17 protein-coding genes and 1 tRNA gene are annotated in these 14971 nt (G+C 60.5%); 6 read left to right on the forward strand and 12 right to left on the reverse strand.

The window, feature by feature from the left end:
- Positions 1 to 64: 64 nt before the first annotated feature.
- From LB525_RS26545 to LB525_RS26570, 6 genes are all read right to left on the reverse strand, one after another.
- A complete protein-coding gene (locus LB525_RS26545) occupies positions 65 to 475 on the reverse strand; it encodes a low molecular weight phosphatase family protein (protein ID WP_263492904.1) in 411 nt (136 codons plus the stop codon).
- Between the two features lie 42 nt (positions 476 to 517).
- The gene (locus tag LB525_RS26550) at positions 518 to 1003 is read right to left on the reverse strand and encodes a UPF0262 family protein (RefSeq protein WP_224549121.1); all 486 of its coding nucleotides are present in this window, start codon (positions 1001 to 1003) and stop codon (positions 518 to 520) included.
- A gap of 2 nt (positions 1004 to 1005) precedes the next feature.
- The gene (gene hisD, locus LB525_RS26555) at positions 1006 to 2298 is read right to left on the reverse strand and encodes a histidinol dehydrogenase (RefSeq protein ID WP_224549123.1); all 1293 of its coding nucleotides are present in this window, start codon (positions 2296 to 2298) and stop codon (positions 1006 to 1008) included.
- 6 nt (positions 2299 to 2304) lie between these two features.
- Positions 2305 to 2739: a DUF2948 family protein gene (locus LB525_RS26560; RefSeq protein WP_095765704.1), complete on the reverse strand. Its 435-nt coding sequence runs from the start codon at positions 2737 to 2739 to the stop codon at positions 2305 to 2307.
- Positions 2740 to 2831: 92 nt separating this feature from the next.
- A complete protein-coding gene (gene murA, locus LB525_RS26565; protein ID WP_224549125.1) occupies positions 2832 to 4124 on the reverse strand; it encodes a UDP-N-acetylglucosamine 1-carboxyvinyltransferase in 1293 nt (430 codons plus the stop codon).
- A gap of 140 nt (positions 4125 to 4264) precedes the next feature.
- A complete protein-coding gene (locus LB525_RS26570) occupies positions 4265 to 4513 on the reverse strand; it encodes a hypothetical protein (RefSeq protein WP_224549127.1) in 249 nt (82 codons plus the stop codon).
- A gap of 223 nt (positions 4514 to 4736) precedes the next feature.
- On the opposite strand from LB525_RS26570, the gene LB525_RS26575 reads away from it, so the two are divergent.
- A tRNA-Thr gene (locus LB525_RS26575) sits at positions 4737 to 4811 on the forward strand.
- A 294-nt stretch (positions 4812 to 5105) separates the two neighbouring features.
- Here the strand turns inward: LB525_RS26575 and LB525_RS26580 are convergent.
- Complete coding sequence (locus tag LB525_RS26580) at positions 5106 to 6827, reverse strand: ATP-dependent nuclease (protein WP_224549136.1); 1722 nt, start codon at positions 6825 to 6827, stop codon at positions 5106 to 5108.
- 495 nt (positions 6828 to 7322) lie between these two features.
- Here LB525_RS26580 and LB525_RS26585 point away from each other — a divergent pair, with 495 nt between their 5' ends.
- Positions 7323 to 7907, forward strand: a complete 585-nt coding sequence (locus LB525_RS26585; protein ID WP_224549138.1) for a hypothetical protein — start codon at positions 7323 to 7325, stop codon at positions 7905 to 7907.
- 600 nt (positions 7908 to 8507) lie between these two features.
- On the opposite strand, the gene LB525_RS26590 is transcribed toward LB525_RS26585, so the two are convergent.
- The 5 genes from LB525_RS26590 to LB525_RS26610 form a co-directional block, all read right to left on the reverse strand.
- A complete protein-coding gene (locus LB525_RS26590; RefSeq protein ID WP_411969137.1) occupies positions 8508 to 8984 on the reverse strand; it encodes a DoxX family protein in 477 nt (158 codons plus the stop codon).
- Complete coding sequence (locus LB525_RS26595; protein ID WP_224549140.1) at positions 8981 to 9781, reverse strand: DNA-binding domain-containing protein; 801 nt, start codon at positions 9779 to 9781, stop codon at positions 8981 to 8983. The genes LB525_RS26590 and LB525_RS26595 overlap by 4 nt, the downstream gene beginning before the upstream one ends.
- Positions 9768 to 10802, reverse strand: coding sequence for a DUF692 domain-containing protein (locus LB525_RS26600; RefSeq protein ID WP_224549142.1), 1035 nt, complete (start codon positions 10800 to 10802; stop codon positions 9768 to 9770). The genes LB525_RS26595 and LB525_RS26600 overlap by 14 nt, the downstream gene beginning before the upstream one ends.
- 43 nt (positions 10803 to 10845) lie before the next feature.
- Positions 10846 to 11115, reverse strand: coding sequence for a DUF2282 domain-containing protein (locus tag LB525_RS26605; protein ID WP_140700495.1), 270 nt, complete (start codon positions 11113 to 11115; stop codon positions 10846 to 10848).
- Positions 11116 to 11347: 232 nt separating this feature from the next.
- Complete coding sequence (locus LB525_RS26610) at positions 11348 to 12433, reverse strand: patatin-like phospholipase family protein (protein WP_224549144.1); 1086 nt, start codon at positions 12431 to 12433, stop codon at positions 11348 to 11350.
- Here LB525_RS26610 and LB525_RS26615 point away from each other — a divergent pair.
- The 4 genes from LB525_RS26615 to LB525_RS26630 all read left to right on the forward strand — a co-directional run bounded on the left by LB525_RS26615 (position 12419) and on the right by LB525_RS26630 (position 14949).
- Positions 12419 to 12697 carry a hypothetical protein gene (locus tag LB525_RS26615; protein ID WP_224549146.1) on the forward strand — a complete coding sequence of 93 codons (279 nt, stop codon included), beginning with the start codon at positions 12419 to 12421 and terminating at the stop codon, positions 12695 to 12697. The two genes, LB525_RS26610 and LB525_RS26615, sit on opposite strands and share 15 nt — an antisense overlap.
- Positions 12698 to 12878: 181 nt before the next feature.
- Complete coding sequence (locus LB525_RS26620; protein ID WP_224523767.1) at positions 12879 to 13154, forward strand: hypothetical protein; 276 nt, start codon at positions 12879 to 12881, stop codon at positions 13152 to 13154.
- A gap of 205 nt (positions 13155 to 13359) precedes the next feature.
- Positions 13360 to 14274: a LysR family transcriptional regulator gene (locus LB525_RS26625; protein WP_224549148.1), complete on the forward strand. Its 915-nt coding sequence runs from the start codon at positions 13360 to 13362 to the stop codon at positions 14272 to 14274.
- Positions 14275 to 14466: 192 nt separating this feature from the next.
- Positions 14467 to 14949: a cupin gene (locus tag LB525_RS26630; RefSeq protein ID WP_224549150.1), complete on the forward strand. Its 483-nt coding sequence runs from the start codon at positions 14467 to 14469 to the stop codon at positions 14947 to 14949.
- Positions 14950 to 14971: the final 22 nt, after the last annotated feature.

Below are 14971 nucleotides of genomic sequence, written 5' to 3' on the forward strand. Positions count from 1 at the left end.
TCATCCGACTCCGGCCGGAATTTGCGGCGGAACCTATATGATAATCGCCCGCTTGTGAACATGCTTAATCGGCCGCGTTTTTTGCCTCGGGAAGCAGAAAACGTCGGCTTATGCGCGCTTTCAGCCGCTCGCGCACATCGCGATAGGCGGCCATGATGTGCTCTCGCGTGCCGCCTGTGTCGGTGGGGTCGGGCATCGGCCAGTATTCGACCTCGACGGCCAGCGAGCGCGTCAGCTCGAGCGCCGCATGATGCGCCTCCGGCGCCAGCGTCACGATCAGGTCGAAATAATCGTCCTCCATATCCGTCAGCGTCCTGGGTTGGCGCTCGCCAAGCGACAGGCCTTCTTCGGCGAGCACCGCATCGACGAACGGGTCGCGCTCGCCGGCGCGCACACCGGCCGAAGCGACGAAGGTGGTGGCGGGAAGCATGCGGCGCGCCATTTGTTCCGCGATCGGCGAGCGCACGGCGTTCATGCCGCATAGGAACAGGATCGAATGGGGCAGGGCGACCAGGATCTAGCCTCGCCAGTGCAGCACGCAGACCAGCGTGAACAGCCGGCGCGCCGTGTCGAAGTCGATCTCGATCTTGCCGGCAAGCCGGTCCATCAGCGTCTGCGAGCCTTCATTGTGCAGGCCGCGCCGGCCCATGTCGATCGCCTCGATATGGCTCGGCGTCGAGGACCGGATGGCTTCGTAGTAGCTTTCGCAGATCAGGTAGTAGTCCTTGACGATGCGCCTCAGCGGCGTCAGCGACAGAATGTGGGTGACCACCTCGGCGCCGTTCTCGCGGCTGACGCCGAAAACCAGGCGGGACTCGGCCAGTGAAAGCTTAAGCTTGTAAGGACCTGCGCCGTCATCATTGACCGGCCGAAAACGGTTCTCCTCGATGAGGTCGAAGATCGCCACGGCCCGCTCGTGCTCGACGTCGGGCGTCGAACGTCCGATCGATTCCTCGAGCTCGACGTCGATCAGCCTGTCGCGGGTCTGGTCGCGGCCGGACATCGTTACATGTTCAACCTGATCGCGACGGAGCGGGCATGGGCATCGAGCCCTTCGGCCTTGGCGAGCGCGATCGCGGCGGGCGCCAGCGCGTTGAGCTGCTCCGGGCCGAGCTTCAGGATCGAGCTGCGCTTGACGAAATCGAGCACGGACAGACCCGACGAGAAACGCGCCGACCGCGCCGTCGGCAAGACGTGGTTGGAGCCGCCGACATAATCGCCGATGACTTCCGGCGTATGGCGGCCGATAAACACGGCGCCCGCGTTGCGCATCCTGGAAAGGAATGCCTCGGCGTCGTCGAAGGCGAGCTCGACATGCTCGGCCGCGATCCTGTCGACCAGCGGCAGAGAGGCGTCGAGCGTCGGCACCAGGATCACCGCGCCGAAATCGCGCCAGCTGGCCCCGGCCGTCTCGCCGCGCGGCAGCACCTTGAGCTGGCGCTCGACCGCCTGCTCGACCGCCTTGCCGAATTCCGGTTCGTCGGTGATCAGGATCGACTGGGCCGAAACATCATGCTCGGCTTGCGCCAAAAGGTCGGCCGCGATCCAGTCCGGATCGTTGTCGGCATCGGCCACCACCAGCACTTCCGACGGCCCGGCGATCATGTCGATGCCGACCGTGCCGAACACCTGCCGCTTGGCCGCCGCGACATAGGCGTTGCCCGGACCGACGATCTTGGCGACCGGCCTGATCGTCTCCGTGCCATAGGCAAGCGCTGCAACGGCCTGCGCGCCGCCGACGCGGTAGATCTCCGAAACGCCGGCAAGGTCGGCTGCCACCAGCACCAGCGGATTGATGACGCCGCCCGAGGCCGGCACGACGATGACGATGCGCTCGACGCCGGCGACCCTGGCCGGCACCGCGTTCATCAGCACCGAGCTTGGATAGCTCGCCGTGCCGCCCGGCACGTAAAGGCCGACGGCTTCGATCGCCGTCCAGCGCGAGCCGAGCTCGACGCCCGCGGCATCCGTATAGCGATCGTCCCTCGGCTTCTGCCGCTCGTGATGCGAGCGGATGCGGTCGCGCGCGAATTTGAGCGCCTCGACGGTCGCCGGATCGGCCGCTTCATAGGCCTTGGCGATGTCGTCCTTCGACACCGCGATGCCGAGCGTGTTGAGATCGGCTTTGTCGAACTTCAGCGTGTAATCGACGAGCGCCCTGTCGCCTTCGGCGCGCACGCGGGCGATGATGTCGCGCACCACGGCCTCGACATCGGCCGACACCTCGCGCTTGGTGATGAGGAAGGCCGAAAAACGCTGTTCGAAATCGGCGTCCTGCTGTCGGAGCGTTATCGCCATCGCGCTTCAGCCTCTGTGCAGGGGGCGCGAGGTGGCTTCCCAGGAGCCGCCGATGTCGGCAAGCCTGGCCTCGATGCATTCGACGTCGAGCATAATGGTGCCGCCGCCCGAAAAGATCAGCTCGACGATGCCGGCCGGCTTGCTGATGGCGATGAAGCTGACCGCCAGCAGCGACAGCACCTCGGCCGGCTTGTCGCGCGCAATGCCGTTGGTCTTGGCGCCGAGCACGCGATCGAAATGCAAGACGCTCTGGCGCCGTTCATTGTGCTGGCGGAACAAGCCGGATTTCGCTTCCCAGACGAAGCGGTTCATGGTCAGCACGAAGCGCTTGGCCGCCGGCAGATATTCGAGGTCCGAGACCTTCATCACGGCGTCCTGGACATGCGCCGAGACGATGCTCAGATCCTGGTCGTCGAGCGCGATGAGCTTGAGAGCTGCCATGCGGAATGCGCACCCTGAACGTTGACAATTCAACGTTCTGTTATGCGGTCTTTCCGCTCGGCGCAACCGCTGGGAAAGAATGCTGCGAAGCGTCAGCCCGAAATGCGCTCGATCACCGCGCCGCAACCGGAGAGCTTCTCTTCCAGCCGCTCGAAGCCGCGATCAAGGTGATAGACGCGGTTGACCGTGGTCTCGCCTTCGGCAGCAAGGCCGGCGATCACCAGCGACACCGAGGCGCGCAGGTCGGTCGCCATGACGGGCGCGCCCTTCAGCCTGGCGACGCCGTCGACGATCGCTGTCTGGCCGGAAAGGGTGATGTGGGCGCCCAGCCGTGCCAGCTCCTGCACATGCATGAAGCGGTTCTCGAAGATCGTTTCGGTGATGCGTGACTTGCCCTTGGCCATCGTCATCAAACCCATGAACTGCGCCTGCAGGTCGGTCGGGAAGGCGGGGAAGGGGGCGGTGGTCACGTCGACCGGCGCAATGCCGGTGCCGTTGCGCTTGACGCGGATGCCCTCATTGGTCGGCGTGATCTCGGCCCCGGTCTCGACAAGCACGTCAAGCGCGGTCTGCAACAGGTCTGGACGGGCGCCGGCGAGCATCACGTCGCCGCCGGTCATGGCGACGGCCATGGCATAGGTGCCGGTCTCGATGCGATCGGGGATGACGCGCACGCGCGCCCCCGACAGCGCCTCGACGCCGTGGATGGTGATGGTAGAGGTGCCGGCGCCATGGATCTTGGCGCCCATGGCGATCAGGCATTCGGCGAGATTGACGATTTCCGGCTCGCAGGCGGCGTTCTCCAGCACCGTCTCGCCTTTGGCGAGCGAAGCCGCCATCATCAGCACATGGGTGGCGCCGACCGAGACCTTCGGGAACACGTAGCGATTGCCGATGAGGCGGCCATTCTGGGTCTTGGCGATGACATAGCCATTGTCGACGTCGAGCTCTGCGCCGAGAGCCTGCAGGCCCTCGAGGAACAGGTCGACCGGGCGCGTGCCGATGGCGCAGCCGCCGGGCAGCGACACCTTGGCCTCGCCCATGCGGGCAAGCAACGGCCCGATTACCCAGAAGGAAGCGCGCATCTTCGAGACCAGCTCGTAGGGAGCGGTGGTGTCGACGATGTTGCGGGCGGAAAAATTGATGGTGCGCGAATAGCCTTCCTGCTGCTTTTCGCGCCGGCCGTTGACGGAATAATCGACGCCGTGATTGCCGAGGATGCGGATCAACTGCTCGACATCGGCCAGATGCGGCACGTTTTCCAGCGTCAGCGTGTCGTCGGTGAGCAGTGAGGCGATCATCAGCGGCAATGCCGCGTTCTTGGCGCCCGAGATCGGAATGGTGCCGGCAAGCTCGTTGCCGCCGACAATTCTGATGCGATCCATGAGAAAACGTCCCCTCGGCCCGAACAGGCCGCTTCAATCGGTTTGAGTGTGCCCGGCTTAGACTATTGGCCGGCTTGGTTCAAGAAATAGGATTTTCCTAAAACCGGACCGACTGTGGCCGGCCAGTATGGCTGATTTGGTCAGTCCTTGTGCATTTTTCCTGCAGCCGGCAACTCTTCCGGCCGATCGTTGGGATCGGCAGCGCGCTGTTCGTCAGCGTCACCGGCGCGTTGCTTGTGAACGTCGCCAGCGCGCTGCTTGTCACGGTCGCCAACCCGTCGCGAACGTGCCTGCATCTTGCGCTTCTGCAAATTGGCGCGCAGCGCCTCGGCCAGCCGGTCCTTGCGCTCGCCGCCGCCTTTTTTCGGTGGATTTGCCTTGTCGTCCATCGTCCATTCCTGACCGGCGGTCAGCCGGCCGCGATTCCGCAATGGCTAGCATTTTCGCGCGGCCATGTCATGAAAGCGGGCCGAAAGTCGGGTTCATCCTGTGGATCAGCCGCGCATGCCGCCCCAAACCGCATAATTGCCGGCGGGAATCACATGCGACGCTTTGGGTTTTTCTTGGCCTTGCGCTTACCGGTTCGATATGGCAGAAGCGCCGCCATCGCAGGCTGCGGTAGCTCAGTGGTAGAGCACTCCCTTGGTAAGGGAGAGGTCGAGAGTTCAATCCTCTCTCGCAGCACCAGCCCTTTCGCCTTTAGCGCCAATAACTTAGCGTTTCCGTAGCTTCCCGCACCGCTCGGCTATTTCATGGGGTCCCTGGCATGGGGACAGGGCCCTCGGGCTTGCCAAGCTTTCCCTCACTGCCACGCCGCGCGGGTCTCTCGAACTCAGCCCAATCCAAAAGTTCGGTGGAGGGAGGCGGGAGGGCATTAAGCGGCGATCGCAAAGGCCACAAGGAGGCACGGGGGAACGTCTCCGCCCGTCCACACGTATATGGGGTGTCAAATATGTGACCCGAATTTCTAACGGGCGGCCCTCATTGGGAGCCGTTCCAACCATTGATCTCATCGCAAAGGCCGGCCAGCATCGTCGCCAAATCCAGATGGCCGCTCAAATCTTCCTTCTTGGCAAGCTCCGCCACGCGATGCGCAAAGGCTATCTTATCCCCGTTAAATGCATTTAGTGCCGGCGACTCGATGACCGTTTCATACGGGCCTACGTCTACGGCTCCGATGCCGGTCGCTCGCGCCATGAGCGAGTTAGAAATATAGTTCTCGACCTCCCGACCCTCGGTGACCCAAACATACCCGCCCATAGTCGAAAGCTCATCTTTCAGCCGGGTCTTAGTCCCGTTCAAATTCATGCGAGGCTTGCGGGCCGGCTTCCCATCTCTAGCCGGCTTGCCAAGGTGTCTATCACTGTCCATCAAAAGGGCGGCGTTGCGATTTAGTGACAGCAGTGAGATGAGCTTGCTGGCCTCCCCGGGTGGGGCCATTGCATGCAAGTGCGAAAGTAGCTTTCCCCCATAGAACATGATCGAATAGTGGACCCCTTCTTTCAGCGTGTTGTCGGACGATAACTCGATCCATTTGTTCAGATATATGCGATCCGAAGGCCCCTCGACCCATATCACGCCATTCGCTTGAAGGATGTCGGAGGCCCGGATGTCCAAATCGTCAAGTATGTCGCGGCTGCCATTGTAACCGATAGCCACGTGCGCCGAAGCGGAAACACCATCATGCTTGACATGGATGATTTGGCTGTCAGTTCGTTTAGTTGACCAATCGATCCCGACTGGCGAATGAGTAGCTATTATCAGGCTAAAGCCACGTTCGGCTCTGCGCTCAGCTAGGAAATTGAGGAGTCGTCTAAGGAGCGCGGGGTGAAGATTGTTCTCCGGTTCTTCTACGGACAGGATTATGTTGTTCCAGGATACCTCTTGGATCTTTGGCAACAAACGAAGCGTGCATAGGACGATGAAGATTGATTTCAAACTGCTACCGGATTCCGATAGTCGGATGTCGCCTTTGTTTTCCTCGCGTAGAAATATCTCCCAAATACCGTTTTGATTTTCCCGGCATACAATCGCCGTAAACTGGCTATCCCCCATGTAAATTTCATTCAGATCGCTTAGTAATCCGACCTCTACTTCTGCGCGCGGAAGATCGTCACTGTTGATAAATGCCCTCACTAGATTGGTGACGCCTCGCCCCTTCGGGGTAATTTCTCTATTGTTCTCTCTGGGCTCGGGCTGGACGTCCCGCTCTGCTGCCACACGCAGCAATCGCTTATTCTCGAAAACCCGTGGCAGTGATCGCGCCAGGGAACTGCGCATTTCGGAAGGAATCGAGAGCAGGCCCCTATGGCTCGCCGGCAGGTCGGCAAATTGGGGACTCCAATTCGACCCAAGCTCAATTATAGCATTTGCCCCAATAAACTGCTTTCCATAGTCCCAATGGTTGCTGTTTAGTTGCCCTCCCGAAGTGTCTTCTCGAAAAACTTTGCGAAGGGACGGTTCATCTATCACGTGCGATTGGTAGGCCGTAAAAGGTCGGCCGCCAACGTTGTGCTTGGTGGCATCGTATGTCTGCCCTCCCGACGCGAATAAATCGACTAAATCTATGAGGGAAGACTTTCCGGAATTATTTCTTCCTATGAGGATGTTAATAGGCTGAAAACTTAACATCGGGAACATGTCATTGCCAAAGCTTTTGAAATTTTTGGCCGATATGCTGACCGCATCCAACGGATGTTTCATCGTGCTGTTCCCCACCTAGGCTCGTATTGCACGATTCCTAGCCATCAGGACTTTGACATTCAATCTCTTTTTGGGAAGGAAATCAGAGCGGTCAGGGGGCGTCCTGCGGCACATTGGCGGGTGCTGGAAGAGGCTAGCGAGTTACTGGTCCAACATCGCGGAGCGCGCCTCGGTTTAGCGTAGCCTCGAGTGCTGGAGTGCGGTGGCCGACTCACGGCTACGACACTTGAAAGGTTTACTCGGCAGGTAACCACGTGGTGACGGCGACGCGCCCGGATTGTGTAACGCGGAACTTCTGGCCACATGGATATGTTCGCCAGTTTCTCGATGGCTGCTGCCCGCCGGTCAAATGCGAACCACCAACCGTCTGCTTGCTCAGCCAAGACAGATCGCAAAGCGCTAGGCACGCGCTGGTCTATGCTTTGACAACGCACAAGATTAGGCGCAATATTCTATATTTCCGGTGGAGCTTGTTTTCGCAGAGGAAACTTGCAGATGATCCAGTCCTTCCCTCCGTTCTTAGTGGTGTTGGCAGCGATAATTCTGATTCCGCTTGTGCCGGCGGTTATCATCTATCTCTTGTTACCAAGTGACGCCCATGTCAGCGGGCCTCTTAAGGGGTTTAATATTGCCTTGACGGGTGCCTTTGCGGGTTACTTCGCCTTGGTTCTGCTTGCGTCGGTTATAACTTACGAAATAAAGCCCGATGAAAAAGAGTTTCCAAAGTATGAAGAATTCACTATGTTGGGTTCTATTGATTTAACCGGCCCAGAAACAACTGTAGATTCACGCTTAGTCCAGCTTTACCTTTATCCTCCGATACAAACTGTGAATCAAATTGGAGCCAATCACTTTGAATGGACCGGAAAGATACCAATGAAAAGGGATTCATCTGGGCAACTTTCTTTTCCTTATCAACGAATAGTTTTCGAATACCCAGGATACACCGCGCAGCAAATTTATCTTAAGCTCGGGGATATTCAGGATGACGCTCGCCAAGTTACTTTTAAGACAGTCGCTATGCAGGCGCTACCGGCGAAAGGTGCTTTGAAGAAGGTGGAGATGACAGATGCGCACTAGTCGCTGTTTTCGGACGCTTTTAGGAGTTCTAATGTGCCTAGCTTTTTTGGGGACCGAAGAAGCGCGGGCGGGTGGTCTGATTGGAGACCTGCTGGTCAAAGGGACGGCCCAACCGCTCCCTCGTGCTGCAATTACCCTCTGCCCCAGTGGCAATTCGTCGGTAGAAACTTGCCGGGACGCGATAACGGGATCAGACGGTTCCTTCTATATTCCCGATGTTCCTCCTGGCTCGTACGATGTAACCACGCCGGGACCTAGCGCCAATGGTTTGTCCGGCCAACTTGTGGTCCCAAACAGTTACAGCAACAGCGATTTCGGTGTTACGCTCCAGGCGAAATAGGTGACCCTACCCCTGTCGTTTGGATACCGTGGTGGTACACAGTTGCAATAAGGGGGTAAGGAATAATCGACAAAATTCAGCTAGTTATTAGGCTATGTGGCGAGTTCAATCCTCTCTCGCAGCACCAGCCTATCCCGTTGAATTTGCTGAAGCTCTTGAGAGCCAAAAGTCTGCGTCCGTCTTTCGCTCCGATTTCAAGACATGGCTATCGTCAAAGTCCGCGAGCACGGGGTAAGCGATAGCCTCACCCGTCGCGATGTTCATCCGCCGGACGCCGAAAGGTTCCGCTCCGCCACATAGTCGAGCGAGAAAATGCCGGCGCCGCGTGTCAGGACGAGAAGCAGCAACGAGGCCCACAACAGGTGCTCGGCCCAGTTCTCGGGATAGACGAAGAGCTGGATAACGGAGACGACGCCGAGCAGCATCAGGGCCGCCAGGCGCGAGAACAGTCCAAAAAAGATCAACACCGAGCCTGTGATTTCGGCCGTTGTCGCCAATGGCGCCGCTATCGAGGGATCGATGAACGGCAGGTTGTATTCGTTTGCGAACAACTGCAGCGTCACTGGCCACGAGGCGAGCTTGCTCTGGGCCGATTGCCAGAAGACATGCGCCACCGCCACGCGCGCAGCGAGTTGGACCAGCGAAAATGGAATATGTTCGGGCAGCTTGATGGCGCGCCTGTAGAGGCCGACAAGGCCGGCCGGCATGGATGAGGAATGTTCTGATGCTGCGCTCATGACTGTCTCCATGTGTTTGAGAGGAAATTCGCGGCGACGCGCACATTGGTGACGAGACCGTCGCCGAACAGACGCATAAGGGCGGAAACCAGATCGAAGGCAGGGTCGAGGGCCAACGCACGGCCGGTGGCATGCTCAAGGCCGAGACCATGCTTCAGCGAATGCCAGAAGGCGAGGCTCGCACGGTCGAGCAGAGCAAGTCGCACGTTATCCCCTGACCGCCACAACGCCACGCGTTCGGGGCGCCTTGTCCAGGCGCTGTTCTGGTCGACGGGTCCTTCCTGCTGATGCGCAGTCCATACCGAAAGGATCGACCAGTGCGAAATGATCAGCCGCAACGAAGGCTGCAACACGATATCTGGCGACGGGCCGAACTCGGTGTTGTCGTATTCGGCGAGGCTGCGGGGCTGCGACGAAGGTGCATCGAGCGCCTCGGCGATGGCCCATTCGAGCCGCGCCGTTTCGGCAACGATCGGCATGTCGGACAGCGTGTCGGTTGATTTGAGGAAGCGCGGGAAGCCGGCGCCATAGCGCGCCAGCCGCGATTCCGTTGGCGGATGGCGTCGAATGAACTCGCTCGCCGCGTAGCGGAAGAAACGTTCGTCGACCAGGCGAACCGTGACTGGAAAAACCGCCATCAGCACAGCTGTCAGCGAGCTGCGGGTGTTGTTCTGGTAGATGCGCAGGCGGGCTAGCGGATCGGCCTTTCCCGCGGTCAGCAATCTCGCCGCGATCGTTGGACCCTTGGCCAGCACCGAGCGCGCCATCGTGGTCTGCAGGTGCTCAAGCGGCAGCATGGTATTCCTCCTCGAGCGGAGGCAGCGCCAGGGAGACGGATGGTCTCGCGGTTCTGGCAGCCGCGAACGCCGCAAGGACGGGCATGCTGGTTGTCGTTTCGGCTTCGATCGGCAGGCGGATCGGCATCGCTCGGGCTTCTGCCGTTTGCTCGCGCCGCACCGCCTGCTTGCGGCTGAACATGATCGATGCGGTCAGCATGTCGGCCCACATCGCTTCGCCCAGCAGCACGTCGAGAACGGGAACGTCGGTGTCCCACTCGATCAATGTCGGGCGCGGCCCAAGCCGATCCACGGCATGCTGGTAGAGCGCCCAGACGACCGGCGGCACGCGCGAGCCATGATCGTCGATCAGCACGGTGTCGGTTCCGACCTGGTTGGTCGCATGGCCGGCGAGATGGATCTCGCCGATAGCCTCTTCCGGCAGGGCGTTGATGAAGGCCTTGGCATCATACTGCAGGTTATGTGCGGAGACCTGGACATTGTTGACGTCGAGCAGCAGGCCGCAGCCGGTTCGCGCCACGAGCGCCGCCAGGAACTCGGCCTCGCTCATCGAGGAGTCCGCGAATGCCAGGTAGGCCGACAGGTTCTCGATCAGCACACGTCGCTTCAGCGTGTCCTGAACCGTCTCGACGTTGCGGGCAACGATCGCGAGCGCCTCTTCGTCATAGCGCAATGGCAGAAGATCGTTGAGATAGGCCCCGTCGGCGACGCTCCAGGCAAGGTGCTCGGAAACCAGATCGGGCTCAAAGCGCTCGCAGACCTTCCGCAGCCTTTCGAGATGGTCGCGATCCAGGCCTTGCGCGCTGCCCAGCGACAGACCGACGCCATGCACGGACAGCGGATAGGTCTGGCGCAGTCTTTCCAGCGCCTGGACGCCCGCGCCGTCGCCCATGTAGTTCTCTGCGTGGACCTCGAGCCAGCCTGCGGACGGGCGCCGCGTCAGCATCTCCGCGATGTGAGGCGAGCGAAGACCGATGCCCGCCGATGCGGGGATTGCGAGTGGCGAAAACATATTGGACATCGGTCTCCTCCTTCTGGTCTGATTGCTCGAGGTGGAAAGTCGGCTAGGCCTTGGGCTTGTCGCTGCCCCCGGAAATCTTCGCGCAGCTGCCGGCCGGCACGTAGAGCCAGGAGTCAGGCTGGTTGTCGGCGGTGGAAGTGCCGGCGCATGAATGCGTCGCGGTCTGGCAGTCGTTCTGGCCTGCCTTGACGACGCCGTAGCACTTCTCGAAGGCGAAGCCGGGCTTGGCGGCGGGGCCGCTATATGCCGCCGTGGCGGCGAGCGAGGTGGCGGCCGCGAGGGCCGAGCCGATAAGGGTCTTGGTGTTGATCACAGGCTTGTCTCCTGGTTGGCGTTTCGACGGAAAGACCGGCCCTGAGGCCCGTCTGCAGATCAGTTTCCACGATCGCCATGCCGAGCTGAAATGCTGTCTCGGCATGGAATTGATAAGCGGGCCACGATATGCCGAGGGCGGCGCGAAAAGGCCCTCCGGCCGGAAACCGGAGGGCCTGGCGCCTGCATTCGGGAGTATGCGAAGCAGGCGCGGCTAGGCGGGAGGAAAGCGCCTAGATGTATTGGGTTCTGCAGTCGTTAGCCGGGCGCTCGTCGGTACTGGAAAGATCAGCCGCAAGCCAGTCTTCGGCACATTGCCGTCCCCTGTCGCGAATGTCGGTCAGCTCGCCCCAATCGATCCAGGGCCTCACAAGCAGCGGAGCTCCAGCTCGATAGTGGCTGTCGAAGATGCTGTGAACCGGGGCGCATCCGGTCGCGCATTGGGCGGCGCCGGGGCTGCGATCCGGACAGCGCGCCATGAATATCGACGGCTTGCCGCTGACCACCACACGATGGCAGGCTCCGATTGATGCCGCAGGCGGCAATTGCGAGATGTCGCCGTCGCCCCAATAGAGATCGCCATCGATCTCAATGGCCGGCGAAAGGAACGGAACAGCCGCAGCCGCCACGATCGCGTTTATCGACAACTGTTCGCCTGAGAATATCTTCACCGCATCTGTGCGGGCGTTGACGGCCACGACGCGCAGCTTAACCGGGCAGTCTTCGTCGCGGATAGGCTGAAGCTCGATCGACTGTTCCAGCATCGATCTAAGCAGGCTCGTTCTGTCGATGGCGAACATCGAGGCATGGCTGACGCGCCGCCAGAAATTGGCGAGCGCCGTCCGCGCGCCGCGCCTTCCGCCGATGGTCAGCCCATAAGCAAAGACCGCCGCCTGCATCGCTGCAAAGCCCGACGCGGTAACGCCGCTCACGCTGCAGTTCGGCTCGTCCAGCAGCCGATCGAGCACACCCCAGACGAAAGCGGCATGCGCGTCGTTTGCCAGCACGATGTCGATCGTCCGGCCCTCGACATTAGGATCCGTCACTGACGTGATAAGATCCGTCGCTGACGTGATCGATTGGACTGTGCTCGCTGCGCACTGGGCAAGCATGGCCTGGTCTCCATCCCAAGGTCGCCAGCAAGGGCGATTGGAGAGAGACTGCCGCATCTTCTTGTTCAGCCGAAATGCCAAGGTGGCATGAAGTCCATAGGCAGATTGCATTGGCTGCTGGCCCCGCGCGCGACAATCTTCATCCCGATCAGGCTGGCGCCGTTGCCGGAGCCGCGCCTGGAAGGGAGATGAATGATGAGAAGACAACTTGCCTGTGTGGCTGTGCTTGCCGTTTGTCTTGGCGTGAGCCCGGCGTCCGCCGACCCGTTCAGCGACCTCGCTGCATTCCCGACCTTCTATGCAGACTCCACGATGAAGACGATGAAACCGATGGCCGGGTTCAGGAAGGCCTGGTTTGCTCTGTCAAAGCATGACCGGGTCAAGATGACGAAGGCGTGCAACGACCCGGCGATGCGCAAACCCCACGCACAATACTGCGCCAACGTGCTTGTTTTGGGCGGAGCCAATTAGCGGCGCACGCCCGGAATGCAGAACCGGCATAAACGCCATTCGCAGATGGCATTGGCGAATTGAGCGCCGGATGAAGCAAGGTCCACCTCGGCAAGCGGGAACAATAGAGTTCCAAAATGCTGCCGGTCATCAACGCAGTCGTCAAAGGGGCGATTGCACAACTCCGGAGAAGGATCCCACCATGAATATCAAAGCCATCTGCATCGGCGCATTTGCACTTTCCATGCTCGGCGGCGCTGCGTTCGCCGGCGCGCTCGACGAGCCGTCCAACATGCAGCCCTTCTTCACCGACGCCAGCATGAAGACGATGAAGCCCAAGGCTGAATTCAAGGCCGCCTGGGACGCGATGTCGAAGGACAAGCAGGGCGCGATGATGAAGGAGTGCCAGGATGCGGCGATGAGCAAGCCGCACGCCGAATTCTGCGCCAACCTCCAGGCGCTCGGCGGCGCCAACTGAGCGCTCGACAACCGTTTCGGGCAACATCGGACGGCGGCATGATGGCGAGCAGCTTGCTCGCCATCATCCTTTTGAGAAAGCGAGAGCATTCGCCGGAAGCTCATCATGACCGATTGCTATCGACTTTATACCCCCCGTGCATTGGCGTGATGGAATGCATTGCGGCAGGGTTCGAGCCTGCAGATGCAGTTGAGGGACGACCCGCATGGACATTCATCACATCCGCTATTTCCTGGCTGTCTGCGAGACCCGGAATTTCACGCGCGCAGGCGAGAAGTGCAACGTTACCCAGCCGGCGCTCTCGCGCGCCATCCAGCAGCTCGAGGATGAGGTCGGCGGACTGTTGTTTCGCCGCGAGCGGAATCTGACGCACCTCACCGATTTGGGCGCTTTGCTCCGCCCCAGATTTCAGCAGATCCTCGATGAGGTGACCGGCGTTCGCCAGGAGGCGTCGAGATTCCTTTGCCTGGAGAATGCAAATCTCAAGGTTGGCGTGATGTGCACGATCGGTCCGCGGCGGTTTACCGGGCTGCTGACGGACTTCAACCGACGCCAGCAGGGCATCCAGCTGCAGCTTGTCGAGGGGGTCCCGGCATCCCTGTCGCAGCTGCTGGAAGCGGGTGAGATCGATGTCGCCATCATGGCGTCGAGCAACAGCTTTCCGGAGAGGTTCGATGTCACGCCCCTCTACCGCGAGCGGTTCGTGCTCGCGTTTCCCAACGGGCACCGGCTGGCCCGAAACGACAATGTCGCCATCTCGGAGCTCGACGGCGAGAACTATCTCAGGCGCCTGAACTGCGAGTATCGCGACTATCTTGCGGGCCTTTGCAATGAACGTGGCGTCAAGCTCAGGATCTCCTACGCCAGCGAGCGCGAAGACTGGATTCAAAACATGGTCTCCGGCGGGCTGGGCATCTGCTTCATCCCGGAATTCAGCGCCGTCATCCCGGGATTGCAGATCAGGCCCGTCATAGATCCGGAGGTTTGGCGAGAGGTATCGCTTGTCGTCGTGGCCGGGCGCCGGTTCTCGCCGGCCACGTCAACCTTCGTCAACAGCGTCAAGGCGCATAGCTGGCCGGAAAGCGGCATCGATCTATCGGTTAGGAAAACGGCTGCATAGCAAGTCGAAGAAAAGAACCGACGCCATGGTCTCTGTCGTGGCGCGGACTGCTGCGCCGGTATGATGATCGACGATAGTTTTCAGGTATCGATTTAAGAGCCAGTCAGCATTTCTCTTTCGAGGAGGCTCCGGTCACTCTCCTCGTCATGCCCCGCCTCCCGCGATTGGGCACCGACAAAGGAGAAATACGAGATGGCTACCAAGAAACTCAACCTTGCCTTCGCGCTGGGCATGCTGTCCGCGACCGCTGCATTTTCCGCGGCCCCGGCTTTCGCAGGCGACTGCCCTGCCGGCCAGGCCGCCACGACTGATATTCAGGAACATCCCAGCAAGCCGGTCGGCGTGACCGACACGGTGCTTTCCGCAATCGATCTGAGCAGCAAGGGCGAGGCCTGGAAAGGCAACATGCTGCGCCTTCGCAAGCTCGTCGTTCAGCCCGGCGGCGTCGTGCCGTGGCATGAGCACAATGTCCGCCCTGCCAACATTATCGTCGTCGAAGGCTCGATCACTGAATACGCCAGCACCTGCAAGGTCGGCATCGAGCATCCGGCCGGCGACGCGACCGCCGAGTTCGGCCAGCTCGCCCACTGGTGGAAGAACAACGGCAAGGTTCCGGCCGTCCTCTATTCCGCCGACGTCCTGCCGCCGGCGATACACAACGATCACATGATGTAAGCCGCTCGTCGCGGTGAAGATA

It is taken from the genome of Mesorhizobium sp. CA16 (genome assembly GCF_020165175.1).
In the GTDB taxonomy this organism is placed as follows: Bacteria; Pseudomonadota; Alphaproteobacteria; order Rhizobiales; family Rhizobiaceae; genus Mesorhizobium.

Coding starts and splice junctions, on each gene's coding strand:
- LB525_RS26545 (WP_263492904.1), bottom strand. CDS start 475: ATGAACGCCGTGCGCTCGCCGATCGCGGAACAAATGGCGCGCCGCATG.
- LB525_RS26550 (WP_224549121.1), bottom strand. CDS start 1,003: ATGTCCGGCCGCGACCAGACCCGCGACAGGCTGATCGACGTCGAGCTC.
- hisD (WP_224549123.1), bottom strand. CDS start 2,298: ATGGCGATAACGCTCCGACAGCAGGACGCCGATTTCGAACAGCGTTTT.
- LB525_RS26560 (WP_095765704.1), bottom strand. CDS start 2,739: ATGGCAGCTCTCAAGCTCATCGCGCTCGACGACCAGGATCTGAGCATC.
- murA (WP_224549125.1), bottom strand. CDS start 4,124: ATGGATCGCATCAGAATTGTCGGCGGCAACGAGCTTGCCGGCACCATT.
- LB525_RS26570 (WP_224549127.1), bottom strand. CDS start 4,513: ATGGACGACAAGGCAAATCCACCGAAAAAAGGCGGCGGCGAGCGCAAG.
- LB525_RS26580 (WP_224549136.1), bottom strand. CDS start 6,827: ATGAAACATCCGTTGGATGCGGTCAGCATATCGGCCAAAAATTTCAAA.
- LB525_RS26585 (WP_224549138.1), top strand. CDS start 7,323: ATGATCCAGTCCTTCCCTCCGTTCTTAGTGGTGTTGGCAGCGATAATT.
- LB525_RS26590 (WP_411969137.1), bottom strand. CDS start 8,984: ATGAGCGCAGCATCAGAACATTCCTCATCCATGCCGGCCGGCCTTGTC.
- LB525_RS26595 (WP_224549140.1), bottom strand. CDS start 9,781: ATGCTGCCGCTTGAGCACCTGCAGACCACGATGGCGCGCTCGGTGCTG.
- LB525_RS26600 (WP_224549142.1), bottom strand. CDS start 10,802: ATGTCCAATATGTTTTCGCCACTCGCAATCCCCGCATCGGCGGGCATC.
- LB525_RS26615 (WP_224549146.1), top strand. CDS start 12,419: ATGATGAGAAGACAACTTGCCTGTGTGGCTGTGCTTGCCGTTTGTCTT.
- LB525_RS26620 (WP_224523767.1), top strand. CDS start 12,879: ATGAATATCAAAGCCATCTGCATCGGCGCATTTGCACTTTCCATGCTC.
- LB525_RS26625 (WP_224549148.1), top strand. CDS start 13,360: ATGGACATTCATCACATCCGCTATTTCCTGGCTGTCTGCGAGACCCGG.
- LB525_RS26630 (WP_224549150.1), top strand. CDS start 14,467: ATGGCTACCAAGAAACTCAACCTTGCCTTCGCGCTGGGCATGCTGTCC.